Source organism: Candidatus Zixiibacteriota bacterium (assembly GCA_022865345.1).
Classification (GTDB): domain Bacteria; phylum Zixibacteria; class MSB-5A5; order MSB-5A5; family RBG-16-43-9; genus RBG-16-43-9.
In genome coordinates this window covers 1-16,668 of record JALHSU010000259.1, presented here as the reverse complement: position 1 = coordinate 16,668, position 16,668 = coordinate 1, and the positions used below count along the sequence as shown (strand labels likewise).

Sequence of the window (16,668 nt, the reverse complement as noted above, 5' to 3'; positions counted from 1 at the left end):
GAAATATAATCTCCATCCAGGCATCAGCTAAAAGGTTTATGGAGTGGATTCATAACTTGGAGCTGGCATTGAACGGAATAAATTTAGAATATGAGCATCTTTTTGACAACCGCAAAGCCTTTGGTCTTCTGGAACAAAGACAGGCAGAAAAACTCGCTTTAGAGAATATAATTCTGAAAAAAAATGCCGGACTGATAACTGAGGAAGATGCAAAGAGAGAATCCCAAATGACTGACGACAAATAAGAACGTCATTGCGAGCCCGAAGACTTGTAGGGCGAGGTCTCCTCGCCCTGATCAAGGGCGATAGAATGTAGAGGAGCGTGCAGGGGCGAACCTACTTGTTCGCCCAAAAATCAGGGCAGACACTCGGTGCTTGCCAGGTCCCCTGACCTGGCAAGATAATATCTCCCGTGGGGTCAGTCCCGCCGATGGCGGGACGACAGTCACATTCAAAACATCTGTTGCCGCAGGAGTGGCAACGCTACATTATTTTTTACGCTCACGAAAAACGAACAACGGTCACGTCTTTTTCCTCCTTGAACCCTTGACCCCTCGAACCCTTTTTTAATCTGTCATTTTTCATTCAAAGGTGAGTATTGGATAAGCAGTACCTATGGCGCAAAGCCCTCAAAGACCCGGTTTATTTTGCCAGAGAATTCCTGGAAATCGAGCCTCATCCCGGACAGGCACTGTGGCTGAAAAACTCGATCAAGCCGGAAAATGCCTTGCACACAGGCAACCGCTGGGGCAAAAGCTTAATCCAGGCAGTGAAAATCCTGCACCGCTCTATTTTCAAAATCCGCAAAACCAGATTCAACTCATCAGGCAAGTATACTGCGGTCAACGTAAGCATAACACTGGATCAGGCAAAAATAATTTTTGAGAAAGCTGTAACTTTGCTCAAAGGCAAAAGGATCTTGGAATCTTTAGTCCACGACATAAAGTCAACCCCTTTTCCTCATATCACCTTCTCCAACTCGGCGGTTTTCTGGGCACGGTCCACCCAGAGAAAGGGGGAATACCTTTTAGGCCACGATTATGACTACTGCAATTTCGACGAGGTCGCCTTTGAGCCGCATCCGGAATATGTAGTCAACTGCGTGATAATGATGCGCCTGGCTGACCGTGCCGGGATGATAGATTACACCTCCACTCCCAAAGGGAAAAACTGGTTCTATCGCAAATGCCAGGAGCTAAAATCTCATCCTGAATTCGGCTACGTGCAGACAGGAGATTCCAGAGATAACCCTTATATCTCCTCAGAATATATTCAGAGGAAGTTGACCAGCCTCTCCCCTTCCAAAGTCGAGCAGAACATAATGGGGAACTTCATTGACGATCCTGATCAGGTCATTGAGGAGAAATATATCAGCCAGGCAACTTCAGACTCCACCGGACTATCCGCGCCAAAAGAAGAGCACCGCTACTCCACCGGCTGGGACCTGGCAAGAAAAAGAAATTATACGGTTGGCATAACTTTGGACGTCACAAGTAAACCATATCAGTTAGTCTGCATCGAAAGATTCCAGAGAGACTGGAAAGAAACCCTTGAGGCGATCAGAAGAAGAAAAAAAGAATACGGCGGTGAAGTTCTGATCGATTCGACCGGATTAGGAGATGTCATCTTAGAGGAGCTTAGAGACATAAATGCCAAAGGGTTCAATTTCGGAGAAAAGGGAGGTAAGGCAAAATCCGAGCTAATCGCTAACCTGCAAAAAGAACACGCCCTTGGTAATATTGCCTACCCTTACATTGAGCTTCCAGAGGAGGACGGAACTTTATGGACTTTGCAGGATGAGCTAAGAAATTTCACCTGGGACACCAAAGAAAACTGCGATGCAGTGATGGCTTTAGCCTTAGCCTTGTGGAATGTGAGAACTACAGAACAGCTTACCCTGGTTTTAGAGCCGAGGGTGGATAAGATTTAAGATATTTCTAATTCTTTACGTATTTCTGTCGAATATAGCAATAGCCGTCTAATATTCTCCTTGACAAAAACCGAGATGCTTTTATATTGATTTTAGAGGAATGCTTGGAAGGGCGTCTATGAACAAAAAATTGAAGGATATAATTTATTTTCTTTGCAAGTTCTATCCGAAAGAATTGACTAGAACTATATTGGTCAAGTTAGTCTATCTAACAGACGTAGAGTTTTATAAGAAATATCTACGACAAACTACTGATTTAGTCTATAAGTATGACCAACTTGGGCCCTTTACTTGGGATATAGTAAATGTTGCACATCAATTACACCCAGAGTTTATAAAAGAGGAAGAAACTAGTACCCCTTATGGCGAGAAAAAATATGTTTACTACGCGACAGGCTCTTCTTATGATTTCACTGATTTAGATGATTATACAAAAGGGATTTTACACCTGGTATTAGAAAGATATTCATCTTTTAGTTTGGAAGAACTTTTAGATTATGTATATACTAATCCTCCATTAAACTGTTTTAAAAAAGGCGAAAGCTTGGACTTTTCCAAATGGATCCCTAATAACCAACTGCATTACCATATGAAGATAAGAGTCGAAAAAACCCAGAGTGATCTGGTCACTTCCTTGAAAGAAAGATATAAAGGAAAACTACCTCAATTTACCAAAGATGACTTAGAGGATCAAGAAAAAAATAAACTGAACAAGATTATCGCCAATTACATTCCAAAACTTATTGATTTAGACGAATAGAGTTAATGTCTGTGTTTTATATAAGAGGTGCAGTTTTTTTAGTTAAGTTTGTCCCACCTGACCAACCCTCTAAACCCATACAAAAATATGTTCTTTGCCTTCAAGAAGGGAAAATTGTTGAGAATGTCAATAGTTTCGTGGCAGTAGTTATCACTACTATAAAAGAAAAAAAAGAGATTAAAGATTATCCCTGGCAAGTAATATTATCACCACAGGAATCTCGCACAGAACATGGGGCAATAATAATCTGTAATCAGATTCATACTATTCCTAAGGATAACATTATCGAGCACAAATATGCCTTGTCTGATGCTACGATGAAAGAAGTTAATGCTAAGTTAATGTTGGGGATTGGCATAGCGAAGATCGAGGATTTGGAACCCGACTAATTTCTTGACATACTCCTAAAGGCTTTCCTCTTAAACCCAAGAGACATTGATGGCTCGGCACGCTGTGTCCCGCTCTGCTAGTAACGCGACCCCTTATAGGGTCGCCAAAATTTTATGAGTAGAGACATAGCTCCGCCCTTACACTCTGAGGTTTCACCAGCAATACCATTATCTGAATAACCATAGCCCTTTATCTTTTTTATAATTCCCCTGTTTCAAAATCTCCGTCCCCTTGGCGATAACGTAATCAGTTCCTCCGTGAAAAACGCCATTAATCCCGACAATATCCTCAGCTTTTTGAGCAGTGTAGATAACCATCCCTTTTTGTGGATTTTGTGGATTGGGCCAGGCAGTGATGAATCGCAAGTCCGTCCCGTAATAGACTGAATCCGTCACGATTTTATCCGGCTCGATCCTTAAAGGGAATTCGTTCAGATGCTGTGCCAGCCAGAGATTACCTCTGGCAGTGCCGTAGATAATCAGTGAATTTTTTGAAAGGTCTCGGCTTAAAGCCTCAGCATCTGTTAATACCAGACATCCCTTGAAGAACCTTTCATAGATTTTCATCACATATTTATGGATTTCATCCTGCACCGCTTTATCGCTTTCCTGAGTAGGCAGAATCAGGACGATAGATTCCTTATCCGAGATCACCGCATTAATCGGTCCAACAAAATCAAACGAGTAAAACTCCTTATCCGCACCCTTTTTTGTTATCTCTTCAAAGACCTTAAGTAACTCCTGAAAAAAATCTGCAAAGGCTGGATATTTATCTCTCCGGATTTCATATTCCTCAAGTTTTTTGCACAAAGGATCAATGTAAACGAATCCCCTGCTCTTTTGATCCCTTAGCTCATCTTCCCCTGCCTGCTTTCCAAAATGGATAAAGGTTAGGCGAGCTGTAATTGCCCTGACAATATGCTCGTTCACGCAGGTTTCCCAGTTTGAGTAACCTTCTTTTTCCATCTTCTCCCTGATGGGCATAAAAAGGGATGAATATTCAGAGATCTTTATTCTGTTTTTCAAGGATTCTGATAGCGGGTTGACGAAAGAATGTCCGAACTCATGCCAGGCAAGCTGCCTGAAACCCTCCTGAGTACCGAAGCTCGGAATACCATTTTCCACGCCGGTTGGACCGCAGATGTTATAAATCTCATAACTTTTACCTGACCATTGATTGAAAATCAGATACTGGAGAGATTTTATAAAATTGAAAATCGGGTTAGATCCCCCTTCCCGATCAATCCTGGGCCCAAATCCACCCGGATGAAAAAGGGGAGCCAGGATTATATTATATCTCAGTTGTTTCATACCATAATAGTTTTCCAGGGTTGCGATGAAATCCACTCCTTGCATTTTTCCGTAGGTATCTGAAACAAGCTTTGAGTAAGTCCCTTTATGCGCCTCAAAAAAGGATGTGAAATTGGTTTTCTGGGCAAAATCCCTTAGCTCCTGAATGAACTTTTCAAGCCTTTCTTGACCCCCGGCTCTACGTTTGAGATTTCGGGTGTAAGGCACCTGCAAAGTCAATTCCGGCGGATCAGATAGATGAAGCATTGCGTCAGGCGGTGCATCGAAGCTGAAACCGGAAACGCTCATCTCCTCAAACAGCTTCACCGCAGGATGATTTTTACAGGCGGAGAAATATTCCGAGACATCGGCTTTATAAGGAAAGTCGTAGCGCGTGATAAGCCCGGTGCGCTCGCCGTAGCCGCTCAAAAATTGCACTACTGCTAAAAGCTCAATCCGTGGGTCTACGGTGATATTCAGGGAACGAGCGGACTCGATCTGCTTTTTCTCCCCACAAGAGGTCGTGAGTACAAGCAAAAACAGAGCTACCCACTGGAGTTGCAGGTATTTAATTTTTTTCATCACGTATTTTTATCCAAAGATATATTCTTTTGTCCGTCATCTATCATCAAATATTCGTCATTTATTTCTGTTCTATTTCCATTTGAAAAATCTCATTTTCTAATTTATTTATGCCCACCCTTTCTGGATTTTCCCTGTCCAGATGCCATTTTAAGGGGTTGGTATGAATGTATTGTCGTATTTTATGCAATTTATCTTCATTCCGGATAACGTGTTCATAGTAATTGCGCTGCCAGCGAAAATATTCTAATCCCATTTTGCGAATCCTTTTAGTGCTTGCAGACTTTATTTGACCGATGATAGAACCAATTGCATTTGATTTTAATGTGGTCGGTTTCGTTGTAGTTGTAGGGGCGACCCGCCGGGTCGCCCCTACAGTCGTATCGTCGATAATCATTATAATTCCATGAAAATGATTTGGCATCACTACATATTCATCCATTAATACATTGGGACGCAACTCCATCGTCCTTAACCATTCATCCCTTATGACTCGTCCGTATTTGTTCAACCTCACTTCGCCATTTGCAATACTTCCTAAAATGTTCTTAAAACCATGCACGCATATGGTCACAAAATATGCACCTGGCTGCGAATAATCATATTCCTTTAATCGAATGGAGCGACGATTATGCTCTGACAAATAAAGAACCTCTCCTTTGATTTCTCTCCTTGAAAAGGAGAGTAGAAATAGTCTCAAAACCTTTTTAAATAGTGCGATCTGGCTGAAGTTAGCTTCTAACGGAAATAAACCCACGTTGAGGTCAGCGTGGGTTTACCGCCAATAAAAGTCCTGTAGGGGCACGTTGTCCCGCCTTGGCGGGATGCCCCTACCAGTTCGATTGGTACGTCAGACATTCCTGTCTGGCTCAAATCTTTTTTACTCCAGAACAAAGATATTCTTCTTCCGGCACATCTCCTTAAGTATTTTGGGCCAGACCGTGACTGATACCTCTCCTAAATGCGCTGTTCTCAAGAGATACATATAGGTGCGGGATTGACCAATGCCGCCGCCGATGCTCAAAGGAATCTGGTCGTTCAGGATCGCCTGGTGATAAGGCAATTTCAGGAAATCAAGCTGTCCGGTCATCTCTAACTGTTTTTTCAGAGTCTCCTTTGTCACCCTTATACCCATAGAGGTTAGCTCGTGCCTGCGTTTGGTTACCGGGTCCCAGACCAGGATATCACCGTTCAAGCCATGCATCGGCTCGCCCTTGTCAGATTTTGTTTCCGTGACCCAGTCATCATAATCTGCGGCTCTCATCTCGTGCGGGTAACCGTCCTTTAAAGTCCAGCCCACTCCGATGATGAATATCGCCGGATGTTTCTGCAGAACCGTAGTCTCCCTTGCCTTGCGCGGCAGATCCGGATACATCTCCAGGATCTCCTCGGCATGCAGAAAAGTAAGCTCCTCCGGGAAATCCGGATACTGGCTGGTTTTCAGCTTCGGGAAAAGCTCCTGCGCCTGCTTTCCAGCTCCCCGGATAACTTTCCATATCTTTCGAACAGTATCCTTAAGGTAATTAAGATTGCGCTGGTCAGCACTCATCACCCTTTCCCAATCCCACTGGTCAACATAGGCGCTGTGGTCATGGTCCAGAAAGTAGTCCTTGCGCACTGCCTTCATATCAGTGCAGATACCCTCACCCACCTTGCAGTCGAACTGCTTCAAAGCCGGGCGCTTCCACTTGGTAGCCGCCTGCACTACCTGGGCGTCGATCGGATGCTTGTCATAATCGTTGGAAATATGAAATTGTATCGGGGTGCGGGACCCGTCCCGGTCCAGCATATCGTTCACCCCGCTCTCCACGTCCACGATCAGGGGAACCTGCACCATCTGTAGGTTCAGCTCCTGGCACAGGTTCTTCTCTATATACTCCTTGATGGTGAATAAAGCCTTCATCCTCTCCATCGGAGGAAGTAGTGCCCGGTAATCGCTGGGTAGAATCTTCTCCAGTTCTTCATAGTTGCCAATACCTGGACCTGCCAGGTCAGCCTTCTTATCCGCTAAAGCCATTAAGTTTTACCTCCTTTTTAGATTAATTGCCAGGGACTTTACATCAGTCCGGAATTTTCACAAGCCCTATATTATGCTTTTCACCCCAGAAAATCAAGCAAAAAAGTCTACCTTTTCCTCTCGACTTGACTCCAACCTTGTCCACAAGCCACTCTTTCAATTACCTTATTCTTTCACTACTGTAATATGGGACGAGATACATACAACTTTAACCGGTCTCTGATTCTCTTTTTTTGGGGATTTTTCCCCTTGACAAATAGAGACTCAGAGTTTATATAAAATCAAGAGAGAACTTTTATCCAGGGAAGAATCATCAGGATAGTCGTTCTTTGCCATCGTCTCGAAATTTCAGCTTTAATCACAAACCAGGGGTGTGCTGTGGAAAAAATCAGTTCCGGCATTCCCTGAAGGGGAATTCTGATCTCTATGTATAAGACTATAAACAGAAACAAATTTCAAGGAGGGTATTATGAAAAAAGTATTGATTCTTGCCTTTATTATCCTAACTTTGATTATAGCCTGTAAACAAACGCCCAAGCAGGAACAGGCTCAGACTCCGCCTGCTGTTACCACAGAAGAGCCAAAGGAAGACACAACTGAGACGGCTGAGATCTCTGGCGCGGAGAAGTCAGATAAAGGGATTGGCCCGATTAAGGAGCTGAAACTGGCAGCTATAGACCAGAATATGGTCAAGACCGGTGACCAGCTTTTCCAGAGCAAGTGCGCGCTCTGCCACACGCTGGACCAGAAAAAGGTCGGTCCAGCTCTGCGTGACGAGATGAAAGAGCACTCGCCGGAATTCATAATGAACCTGCTTTTGAACACTGTGGAGATGCAGCAGAAAAATGAACATATGAAAGCAGAGGTCAAGGAATTTGTAACCGTAATGCCTGACCCGAAATTAACCCAGGACCAGGCGCGGGCTATTCTGGAATACCTCAGGTCTGCAGTTGAAACCGAGCCAAAAAAGTAGAAGCGGATTGTTCAAAGAGAATTCACAGAGCAGACTTTGCCCAGCAACTGAAGGCTCAATCTGACCCTTCAGCCACTTTTCAAGGACAAGGTCTGCTCTCCTTTATCTTTATTTGATTTAATAAAAAGGGAAGAGTAAGGTCGGGCAAGGTGCCCGACCCACGAGGGATTAAGGACTATCATTATCGTAGGCGGGGCTCCCAGCCTCGTAAAACTAGTTTTTCTCTAAACTTCAAACTTACAAACTCCTAACCTCGCTTTTCGCGGCTTGCCATTTCTTGTTTGCGATTCGATTCTTAACAGATGATCTGCTTATTATAAGTAGCCCACGTTGAGGGCAATGTGGGTTTACCAGTATTAGGAGCTCTCAAGCAAGGCTAAAGTCTCAAGACCTTGATGGCATTGCCCTACGAAAACCCATTTTTTTTCTAAACTTCAAACTCCAAACTGCTCTTTTGGGCCGGGAGGGGGTCTCCAAACCCCAAACGAACAAACTCTAAACTGTATTTCCCGCGGAGGGCGCAGGATTCGAACCCGCAAGTCCTTGCGGACGGTGGATTTCAAGTCCACTGCCATACCGTTAGGCGAGCCCTCCGGATAATTGCCAGGTGACAGAAAATACGTTTCAGTCTGTATGATATATAACTATGCTTTTTTGAGTTGTCAACAATTTTGCTGGGAAAAATGTCCATGATAAATGTGCGAGCCAGCGAATTTTATTTTGTAGGGGAGCCCCTCGTGGGCTCCCGAAAGACGGGAGGGGACCCGAAGAGCTGGGTTTCGCAGAACTCAACAAGCCCCTCCCCTACAAAAACTCTTAGTATACCCAGACCACCTCAACCTGGGTCAGAATCCCGGTAAATATCCTTGAAAAGTTTATATCAAGAATCTTCCAGCTTTGTAAATCAGCCCGCCGTCTGTATAGATCTCGCCACCATCTTTCATATCGCAGAGCATATCCCAGTGAATGGCTGACAGGTTTTTCCCTAAAGTCTCGGCAAAAGACCTTCCGATGGCCAGGTGCACGGTTCCCCCGATTTTCTCGTCAAACAACATATTCCGGGTGAACCTCTGGATGCTGTGGTTGGTCCCGACTGCGATTTCTCCGACGTGCCGCGCCCCGGCATCTGTCTCCAGAAGCTGGTGCAGAAGCTCCTCGCCTTTGACGGCAGTCGCTTTTGTCACCTTCCCTCTTTCGAAGCTCAAGTGGATGCCCTCTATTTCCCTTCCTCCGAATATTCCTGGGAAACTAAATTTGACGTGTCCTTCCACGCTGTCCTCCACTGGTGCGGTAAACACCTCGCCGTCCGGAAAGTTTACGTGCCCGCAGCAGTTAGCCCACCTTCTGCCTTGCACCGACATTCTCAGATCAGTATCTCTGGAAACAATCCTCAGGTCTTTTTTCGTATTCAGGATCTTGCAGATTTTTTCCTGTTCCTGCTCTATTTGTCTCCATCTGGCAATCGGGTCATCCGTATCCAGGTAACCAGCTCCGTAAACGAAATCCTCATATTCGGAAAGGGACATGTTCGCCTCTTGAGCGCTGGCACTGGTCGGGAACAGGGTCCCGCACCATCTCAATTCGCCTTTGGCTTCCCTTTCGAATAATATATTTTTGAAACGGCTGGTGCCCTGTGCCTCTAATTTCAATTTTTCAGGAGCCACATTGGTAAGCGACCTGGTGTTGGTCTCGCTCCAGAAAGAAAGGTAGGCGTCTATGGTCTCGATGAGCTTGTACATATCATCAGGCACGTATTGTATCTGCTCATTACTTCCGTTTTTCAGCAATATCTCCCTTAGCTCATCGCTGGTCATCCTAACCTGGGGAAAAGCACCTAACTCCAGCGCCTGGCGGTAACATTCCTTTATCAGCGGAAGGGATGACATCTCCCCCTGAATCAGCAGTTTCTCTCCCTTTTCAATGTTGAGCGAATACCTCATAAGCACTTCAGCGTGTTTCTTGATCCTGTAATCCACTTTGACCTCCTGTTATTTTTCTCTGCAAATCCTATTACTTAACTGAATACTCCCTGGTTCAAGGGAGGATTGACTTATAAACCGTGAATATAATTAGTTTTGAAATATTTCCAAGAAAAAAAGACAACATAACGGTAGAACAGACATCCTTGTCTGTTCTACATGGTCAGACAGGAATGTTTGACTTACCCCTCTCCTTGTAAGAGAGAGCCTAGGTGAGGTATTCTGAATGTAGGGGCTGGGTTCCCCAGTCCATGGGCGAGGAGACCTCGCCCCTACAAATCACTTCTCCTTCTTCGTAGGAGAGGGTCAGTGTGAGGTCAGACAATCCCGTAGGGGCAGGTCCCTGCGCCTGCCCAAATATCGGACAACCACGGGGGGTTGTCCCTACAAAACTGCCTGTTCCCATGCCCAAGAGAGAGCGTCTGAGCCACTATGCCCAATAAATTGGGAAACTGCTGTCAGAGAGCGGAGCCTGGCGCCCTACAGGCGGGCTGGCTTGTAGCCACAGAAATCTATGACCTACAGGTCGTCTCAATGCTGGCTCGGCGAGGATGTTATCATCCTCGCCAATTTTTCTTGTGGATGATAACATCCACAAGGAGCTTCCTTCTTTTTTTCCTTATTCTTTTTTTTCTTTAGCCTATAGCCTTTGGACTTTAGCCTTTTTTCTTTTATCCATCATCAGTCATTCGTCATCCGTCATTTGCCATTTCTCATTCGTCATTTTTTATATTGACATCTCTCCTCAGAAGAGATAAATTCCTTTAAAAATCTTATGCACCTAACGGCAGGACCGAATCATTTAATATCTCATAAATTCAAAGAGTAAATCATGCTTTCCCGGGTTCTCTCCAGTGCGGTTTTAGGAATCGAGGCTTACGTAGTCGAGGTGGAAACAGATTTATTTCCACAACTTCCTTCCTTTGCCATGGTCGGACTTCCAGATAATGCAGTTAAGGAGAGCAAGGAAAGGGTTCAGTCTGCCATAAAAAATTCCGGGTATTATTTCCCTGCCAAGAAGATTACCATAAATTTAGCCCCTGCAGATATCAAAAAAGAAGGCTCTGCTTTTGACCTGCCGATAGCTATCGGGATTATAAAAGCTACCGGACAGATCCAGAGGGAGAATTTTGATGATTACATAATCTTAGGTGAGCTTTCCTTAGAGGGAACCTTAAGGCCTGTTCACGGTGCCCTGCCAATGGCTTTATCTGCCCAGGGGAGCGGAATTAAAGGGATGATTCTGCCTAAGCAGAATGCCAAAGAAGCCGCTATGGCGGAAAAGCTCAACGTTTATCCTGTCGAGTGTCTGAGAGAGGCAATTGAGTTCTTGGAAAATGGTAATACGATCGAGCCTTTTAAGATTGACATCCAGGAGGTTTTTGAAAGGTCACTGGAGTATCCTATAGATTTCTCAGACGTCAAAGGCCAGGAGCATACCAAAAGGGCTTTGGAGGTTGCGGCAGCAGGAGGGCATAACATAATCCTGATCGGTCCCCCTGGCTCAGGCAAGACTATGCTTGCCCGAAGGCTTCCGACTATACTTCCGAATTTAACCTTAGAAGAAGCGCTTGAGACTACCAAAATCCATTCAGTTGCAGGAGTATTGCCACCAAATACAGCTCTAATTGCCACCCGCCCTTTCCGCTCACCCCATCATACCATAAGTGATGCCGGCTTGATCGGAGGAGGAAGAATTCCTCGTCCGGGCGAGGTGAGTTTAGCCCATCACGGGGTTTTGTTTCTGGACGAGATGCCGGAATTTCACAAAGACGTCTTAGAGGTTTTAAGACAGCCGATGGAAGATGGAAAAGTTACCATCTCCAGAGCTTCGATGGCTTTGACCTACCCAGCCCAGGTAATGCTTGCCGGCGCAATGAACCCCTGCCCTTGCGGCTATCACGGCGATTTAGCCCACGAATGCACCTGCACCCCTATGCAGATCCAGAAATATATGAGCCGCATATCCGGACCTTTAATAGACCGGATCGACATTCATATCGAGGTCCCAGCAGTTAAATTCAAAGACCTGTCCGGACAGCCAACCGGGGAGCAATCCAAGGTCATAAGGGGAAGAGTGAACAAAGCCCGAAAAGTCCAGTTGCAGAGATTTAAGGATGAAAAACATATCTTCTGCAATGCACACATGGAGTCCAAGGAGATAAGGAAATACTGTGTAATCGATGATGAATCCAAAGAGCTATTGAGAATGGCAATAACCAAGCTTGGCCTTTCCGCCCGCGCCTACGACCGCATCCTCAAAGTCTCCCGCACCATAGCGGACTTAGAAGGCGCAGAAAATATCCTGCCCCAGCATATATCTGAGGCAATTCAATACAGAAGTTTAGATAGGAATTTGTGGATGTGAGAAAGAGTATTCCCTTCTTGATAATGAGGTCAATTTGGGTGGTGTGCTAAGGGCACAACGTGATATAAGCTGTGAACATAATATGATACAGTGGCACTGAAGAAAGAAAAGAAATTACAGAAGAGTTTATCTTTTTGTCTGCTATCAACATTGCGGACGCCATACTAAGAGAGGTGCAGTTTAATATGCAATGGATTGATGCTAATGATCTAAAAAATTGGGCTTCAAGACGAGATTGCCAAGGATACCTACCCCTTGTAATCCGTCATCTTATACAGGCAACTGCGAAAAGTATTTCTCATATTAATTTCCCCGCCAGAGATAGTGTTGTTTATCCCGGCTGGGATGGGATTCTTGAAACGATGGTAGGTACAGAATACCTTCCTCAAGGTTTTTCTGTCTGGGAAATTGGAACCAATCAGGATATTAAAGGAAAAGCAGAAAAAGATTATGAAAAACGAAAAAAAGACCCTTTGGGAATTAATCCGAAGGAAACAACTTTTGTGTTAGTAACCCCAAGAATCTGGTCAGAAAAAGATGAATGGTGTGAAGAAAAGAGAAACGAGGGCTTTTGGAAAGATGTACATGTTTATGATGCGAGAGTGTTAGAAGAATGGCTTGAACATGCTCCTGCTGTTGGCGCTTGGTTAGCCAGACATTTAGCAATATATCCACAAGGTGTCATGGCGCTTGAGGATTTTTGGAAAGAATGGAGTTCAATGTCTAATCCTCCTCTTACGCCAGGAGTAGTTTTAGCAGGTAGAGACAAGGAGGTTGAATCAGTTCGAAAGCAACTGAGTTCTTCTCCTTCACTGTTGGCCATACAAGCAGCAACCAGTGACGAAGCCATAGCATTTCTGTCAGCAGTGATAAATACTCTGCCAGAAATTGAAAGAGAGTTTTTCTTGTCAAGAGCCATTATTTTAGAGGATTCTCAATCTTTTAGACACCTGACTGTAACTGGAAGAACAGGATTGTTGCTTATCCCACGATTTGAAGAAATTGAAGGTACTCCTCAAGCTACACAAAAAGGACATAATGTTTTTATCCCCTTAGGTCCTGACAATAAGGTTACTTCGGAAAAAATTGAGCTCTTTCGACTTGGACGGGAGGCATTTATTGATGCGCTGAAGAAGATGGGGTTATCAGAAGCAGATGCCCAAAAATATTCTACAGAGACAGGCAGAAGCCTCACTGTTCTCCGCAGAAGGTTAGCGAAAATATCTGAACAGCCCGAATGGGCTAAATTAGATTCGGTACGAGATATCATCCCTTCTTTATTGGCAGGTCGCTGGACAGAAGCAAAGGAAGGAGATAAAGAAATTATCAGTCAACTTGCAAGTAAATCCTATGAATCATTTTCTCAGATATTATCAATATGGTTGCACAAGCCGGATTCTCCAGTACTGAAAATCGGTAATTGGTGGCGTCTAGTATCGCCCTTAGACTGCTGGTTTGCACTCGGTCCATTTCTAACCGAAGCAGACCTTCAAACATTTAAGATGGTTGCCCTAAAAGTTCTTGGAAGTATAAACCCCGCTCTTGACCTTGAACCAGAAAAACGGTGGTCGGCATCAGTGTACGGGAAGGATATGTTTTATTCAGAAACTTTACGTGAAGGAATTACCCAGACACTTGTTCTCATGGCTGTCTTTGGTGATGATATACGAATACCTGTATCGACAACAGCTAAGGCGTATGTTGATAACATAGTAAGAGAATTGCTCAATGATGCAGACTGGAAGCTCTGGTATTCTCTTTCTGACATTCTTCCGCTTATTGCTGAGGCGTCTCCCTCTTCGTTTCTGGAAGCAGCGGAATTGTCAATTTTTCATGAAGATACACCTATTATGGGTATGTTTTCTGAGACAGAAGGTTTCATAACTTCATCCAGCGCTCACCCTAGTTTACTGTGGGCATTAGAAGGTTTGGCTTGGAGTTCACAGTTGCTTGGACGTGTAGCACTCATCCTGGGCAAACTAGCAAAGCTCGACCCGGGAGGAAAACTCACCAATAGGCCAATTAATAGCCTACGCGACATTTTTCTTTTGTGGCTTCCTCATACATATGCCCCAATAGAACAACGTCTGAAAGTTATAGACACATTAATAGGGCGAGAACCCGAAATTGGTTGGAAGCTTTTGGTTAGTTTAATGCCACGTAACCATGATATTTGCACACCTACCCACAAAACACGATGGAAAAAATTTTCTGAGAAGACAGAACATGCGATTACTATAACTGAACGTTTAGAAGGTGTGAAAGCAATAACGAGTCGAATACTTACTCACATTGGCAATGAAGGGCTTCGCTGGGTGGAAGTTTTAGAGAAACTTTCCGATTTACCGCCCAAAGAGAGAAGCGATGTCATTAAACAGCTCTTATCTTCTGCAAACGAAATTTCGAAAGGTCGTCTTGAGGTATGGAATGAACTTCGAAGTATTTTGTCGCGGCATCGTTCTTTTAGTGATACTAATTGGGCACTTCCGGAACCAGAATTAAAAGAAATGGAGAAAGCTTATTCCCTCTTTGAGCCACAAGACAACATAGAGCGTTTTCGCTGGCTCTTCGATGAACACTGGCCTGAGCTACCCGAAGGTGAAGATCGAGGTGATTACCAAAAATCACAAATCATAATCTCACAACGCAGATTAGAAGCTATAATAACAATTAAGAGTGAAGGAGGGCTTGAGGTATTAATCGAGCTTGCAAGACAAACGAGCAATCCTTGGTTAGTTGGCATTACGCTGTCCGAAGCAGGTTTGAGTATTGAAGAAGAAGAAACATTACTTTCTTTACTTAGAGAAGAGGAAGATAAGAAAGTGAGCTTCACTCAGAGTTACATTCGCCAACGGGCACTCAAAGAAGGAGATGATTGGGTAAAAAGGCTTGTTGATAAAGCGCGTTCGCAACAGTGGCAGCCGAATAAGATTACTAGTCTGTTTGTTGCATTTCCCCAAAATCGAATAGTATGGGATCTATTAGAATCATTTGATAAAGCAATTCAAGAAGCTTACTGGAGGCAACGTGAATTACAGCTTTCTGGTTTACCAAGAGATGATAAGATTTATGGCATAAAACGATTAGTTTACTTTAAGAGACATTTTACAGCTCTTCATTGTGCTGCTCTATTTTCTGAAGAGGTACCAGCTGTATTAATTGCGGAGTTGTTGCAGAAGGCTGCTACGGAACCGAGCTCGGAAGATTCTCACAGACTTGATTCTTATAATATTGAAAAGTTGTTTAAGGTGCTAGATAAATCTACTGAGATAAATGAAGAAGACACAGCTCAACTGGAATGGTTGTACTTGCCCTTTCTCGCAAAAGTGGGTAGTTCGCGACTGCCTAGAATGTTGCATAGGAAGTTGTCAACTAATCCTGAGTTTTTCGCTGAGGTACTTAAGTGCATCTATAAACCGAGTAATGAAGAGAAGGAAGAAGAGAAAGAATCCCTCCCTCAAGAATTAATAAAGCAACGCGCACGTCTCGCGTGGGAATTGATTGACAGCTGGAAAACCGTGCCCTGGATTGACAGTAATGGGCGAATAGACTATAAAGAATTGGAGGAATGGGTGGTTAAGGCAAGAGAATTATGCGAAAAATTAGACCGGAAAGCGATCGGAGACTCTCACATTGGCCGAGTATTAGCGCATGCAAAATCAGAAGAGGAAAATATTTGGCCCCCTGAACCAGTATGCAAAATAATTGATGACATCCAGAGCAAGGAATTAGATGACGGATTCAGTGTAGGTATTTTAAACAAAAGGGGAACAGTTTCCAAGTCAGTTTTTGAGGATGGGCAACAAGAAAGAGTATTAGCTGAAGAATTCCGACGCTATGCAGATAAATGGGCCATTTCTTATTCGAGAACTGCTTCCTTACTAACAAAGATTGCGGAGCATTACGAGAACGAAGGAAAACGAGAGGACAGAGAAGCGGAAAGACGAGATTTAGAATATTAAGTTATAGTGTAATGAATCTATACTCGGGCTCCGGTTCTGTGCGAACGTAAGAAGTATCGGTATACTCACATTGCCTCCAGCGCGGGTAAGATTGCCTGAGTTGTGGGTAAGATGGGGATACTGGATTATGGAATGCATCTTGCCAAGGCGGGATGCTGCATTGACACGGTCAATGCACTCCAAAAATAACAATTAAAAGGAAAACAACATGTTTCACAATATGCCTAAAACCATCAAAGAAAGAATGCATTATTTAGAATCCCTTGATAAAGAGGACAGGTTAGCTGGAAAATCTCCTTTGGAGAGACTCAGGCAGGTACCTCCTGAGACCGGAAAATTCATTGCCTTGCTTGCTGCTACTGCCCCAGAGGGAACTTACCTGGAAATCGGCACGAGTGGTGGCTATTCTGCTATGTGG

The 16,668-nt window shown here is 44.1% G+C and carries 12 protein-coding genes and 1 tRNA gene; 8 read left to right on the top strand and 5 right to left on the bottom strand.

Annotated elements, in window-relative coordinates; translation table 11 throughout:
* From MUP17_12335 to MUP17_12320, 4 genes are all read left to right on the top strand, one after another.
* Window positions 1-245 (top strand): hypothetical protein (locus MUP17_12335; GenBank protein MCJ7459759.1); only part of this gene is annotated, 245 nt, incomplete at its 5' end.
* 353 nt (window positions 246-598) lie between these two features.
* On the top strand, window positions 599-1,930 hold the full coding sequence (locus tag MUP17_12330; protein MCJ7459758.1) for a hypothetical protein: 1,332 nt from the start codon (window positions 599-601) through the stop codon (window positions 1,928-1,930).
* Between the two features lie 100 nt (window positions 1,931-2,030).
* Window positions 2,031-2,690 carry a Panacea domain-containing protein gene (locus MUP17_12325; protein MCJ7459757.1) on the top strand — a complete coding sequence of 220 codons (660 nt, stop codon included), beginning with the start codon at window positions 2,031-2,033 and terminating at the stop codon, window positions 2,688-2,690.
* Between the two features lie 5 nt (window positions 2,691-2,695).
* Window positions 2,696-3,079, top strand: coding sequence for a type II toxin-antitoxin system PemK/MazF family toxin (locus tag MUP17_12320; protein MCJ7459756.1), 384 nt, complete (start codon window positions 2,696-2,698; stop codon window positions 3,077-3,079).
* A 168-nt stretch (window positions 3,080-3,247) separates the two neighbouring features.
* On the opposite strand, the gene MUP17_12315 is transcribed toward MUP17_12320, so the two are convergent.
* The 3 genes from MUP17_12315 to asnA form a co-directional block, all read right to left on the bottom strand.
* Window positions 3,248-4,951 carry a DUF4932 domain-containing protein gene (locus MUP17_12315; GenBank protein ID MCJ7459755.1) on the bottom strand — a complete coding sequence of 568 codons (1,704 nt, stop codon included), beginning with the start codon at window positions 4,949-4,951 and terminating at the stop codon, window positions 3,248-3,250.
* A gap of 61 nt (window positions 4,952-5,012) precedes the next feature.
* Window positions 5,013-5,594, bottom strand: a complete 582-nt coding sequence (locus tag MUP17_12310) for a transposase (GenBank protein ID MCJ7459754.1) — start codon at window positions 5,592-5,594, stop codon at window positions 5,013-5,015.
* Between the two features lie 237 nt (window positions 5,595-5,831).
* Window positions 5,832-6,968, bottom strand: a complete 1,137-nt coding sequence (asnA, locus tag MUP17_12305) for an aspartate--ammonia ligase (GenBank protein ID MCJ7459753.1) — start codon at window positions 6,966-6,968, stop codon at window positions 5,832-5,834.
* A gap of 469 nt (window positions 6,969-7,437) precedes the next feature.
* Between asnA and MUP17_12300 the strand changes: the two genes are divergently transcribed.
* The gene (locus MUP17_12300; GenBank protein ID MCJ7459752.1) at window positions 7,438-7,941 is read left to right on the top strand and encodes a cytochrome c; all 504 of its coding nucleotides are present in this window, start codon (window positions 7,438-7,440) and stop codon (window positions 7,939-7,941) included.
* A gap of 512 nt (window positions 7,942-8,453) precedes the next feature.
* On the opposite strand, the gene MUP17_12295 is transcribed toward MUP17_12300, so the two are convergent.
* Together MUP17_12295 and MUP17_12290 are read right to left on the bottom strand one after the other, a co-directional pair.
* Window positions 8,454-8,535: transfer RNA gene (locus MUP17_12295), tRNA-Ser, on the bottom strand.
* A gap of 281 nt (window positions 8,536-8,816) precedes the next feature.
* The gene (locus MUP17_12290) at window positions 8,817-9,917 is read right to left on the bottom strand and encodes an aminopeptidase (GenBank protein ID MCJ7459751.1); all 1,101 of its coding nucleotides are present in this window, start codon (window positions 9,915-9,917) and stop codon (window positions 8,817-8,819) included.
* Window positions 9,918-10,752: 835 nt separating this feature from the next.
* Here MUP17_12290 and MUP17_12285 point away from each other — a divergent pair.
* The 3 genes from MUP17_12285 to MUP17_12275 all read left to right on the top strand — a co-directional run.
* Complete coding sequence (locus MUP17_12285) at window positions 10,753-12,288, top strand: YifB family Mg chelatase-like AAA ATPase (protein MCJ7459750.1); 1,536 nt, start codon at window positions 10,753-10,755, stop codon at window positions 12,286-12,288.
* A 134-nt stretch (window positions 12,289-12,422) separates the two neighbouring features.
* Window positions 12,423-16,250 carry a hypothetical protein gene (locus tag MUP17_12280; GenBank protein ID MCJ7459749.1) on the top strand — a complete coding sequence of 1,276 codons (3,828 nt, stop codon included), beginning with the start codon at window positions 12,423-12,425 and terminating at the stop codon, window positions 16,248-16,250.
* 208 nt (window positions 16,251-16,458) lie between these two features.
* The coding region (locus tag MUP17_12275; protein MCJ7459748.1) for an O-methyltransferase at window positions 16,459-16,668 on the top strand (210 nt) is incomplete at its 3' end.

Coding starts and splice junctions, on each gene's coding strand:
- MUP17_12300 (MCJ7459752.1), top strand. CDS start 7,438: ATGAAAAAAGTATTGATTCTTGCCTTTATTATCCTAACTTTGATTATA.
- asnA (MCJ7459753.1), bottom strand. CDS start 6,968: ATGGCTTTAGCGGATAAGAAGGCTGACCTGGCAGGTCCAGGTATTGGC.
- MUP17_12315 (MCJ7459755.1), bottom strand. CDS start 4,951: ATGAAAAAAATTAAATACCTGCAACTCCAGTGGGTAGCTCTGTTTTTG.
- MUP17_12325 (MCJ7459757.1), top strand. CDS start 2,031: ATGCTTGGAAGGGCGTCTATGAACAAAAAATTGAAGGATATAATTTAT.
- MUP17_12320 (MCJ7459756.1), top strand. CDS start 2,696: ATGTCTGTGTTTTATATAAGAGGTGCAGTTTTTTTAGTTAAGTTTGTC.
- MUP17_12285 (MCJ7459750.1), top strand. CDS start 10,753: ATGCTTTCCCGGGTTCTCTCCAGTGCGGTTTTAGGAATCGAGGCTTAC.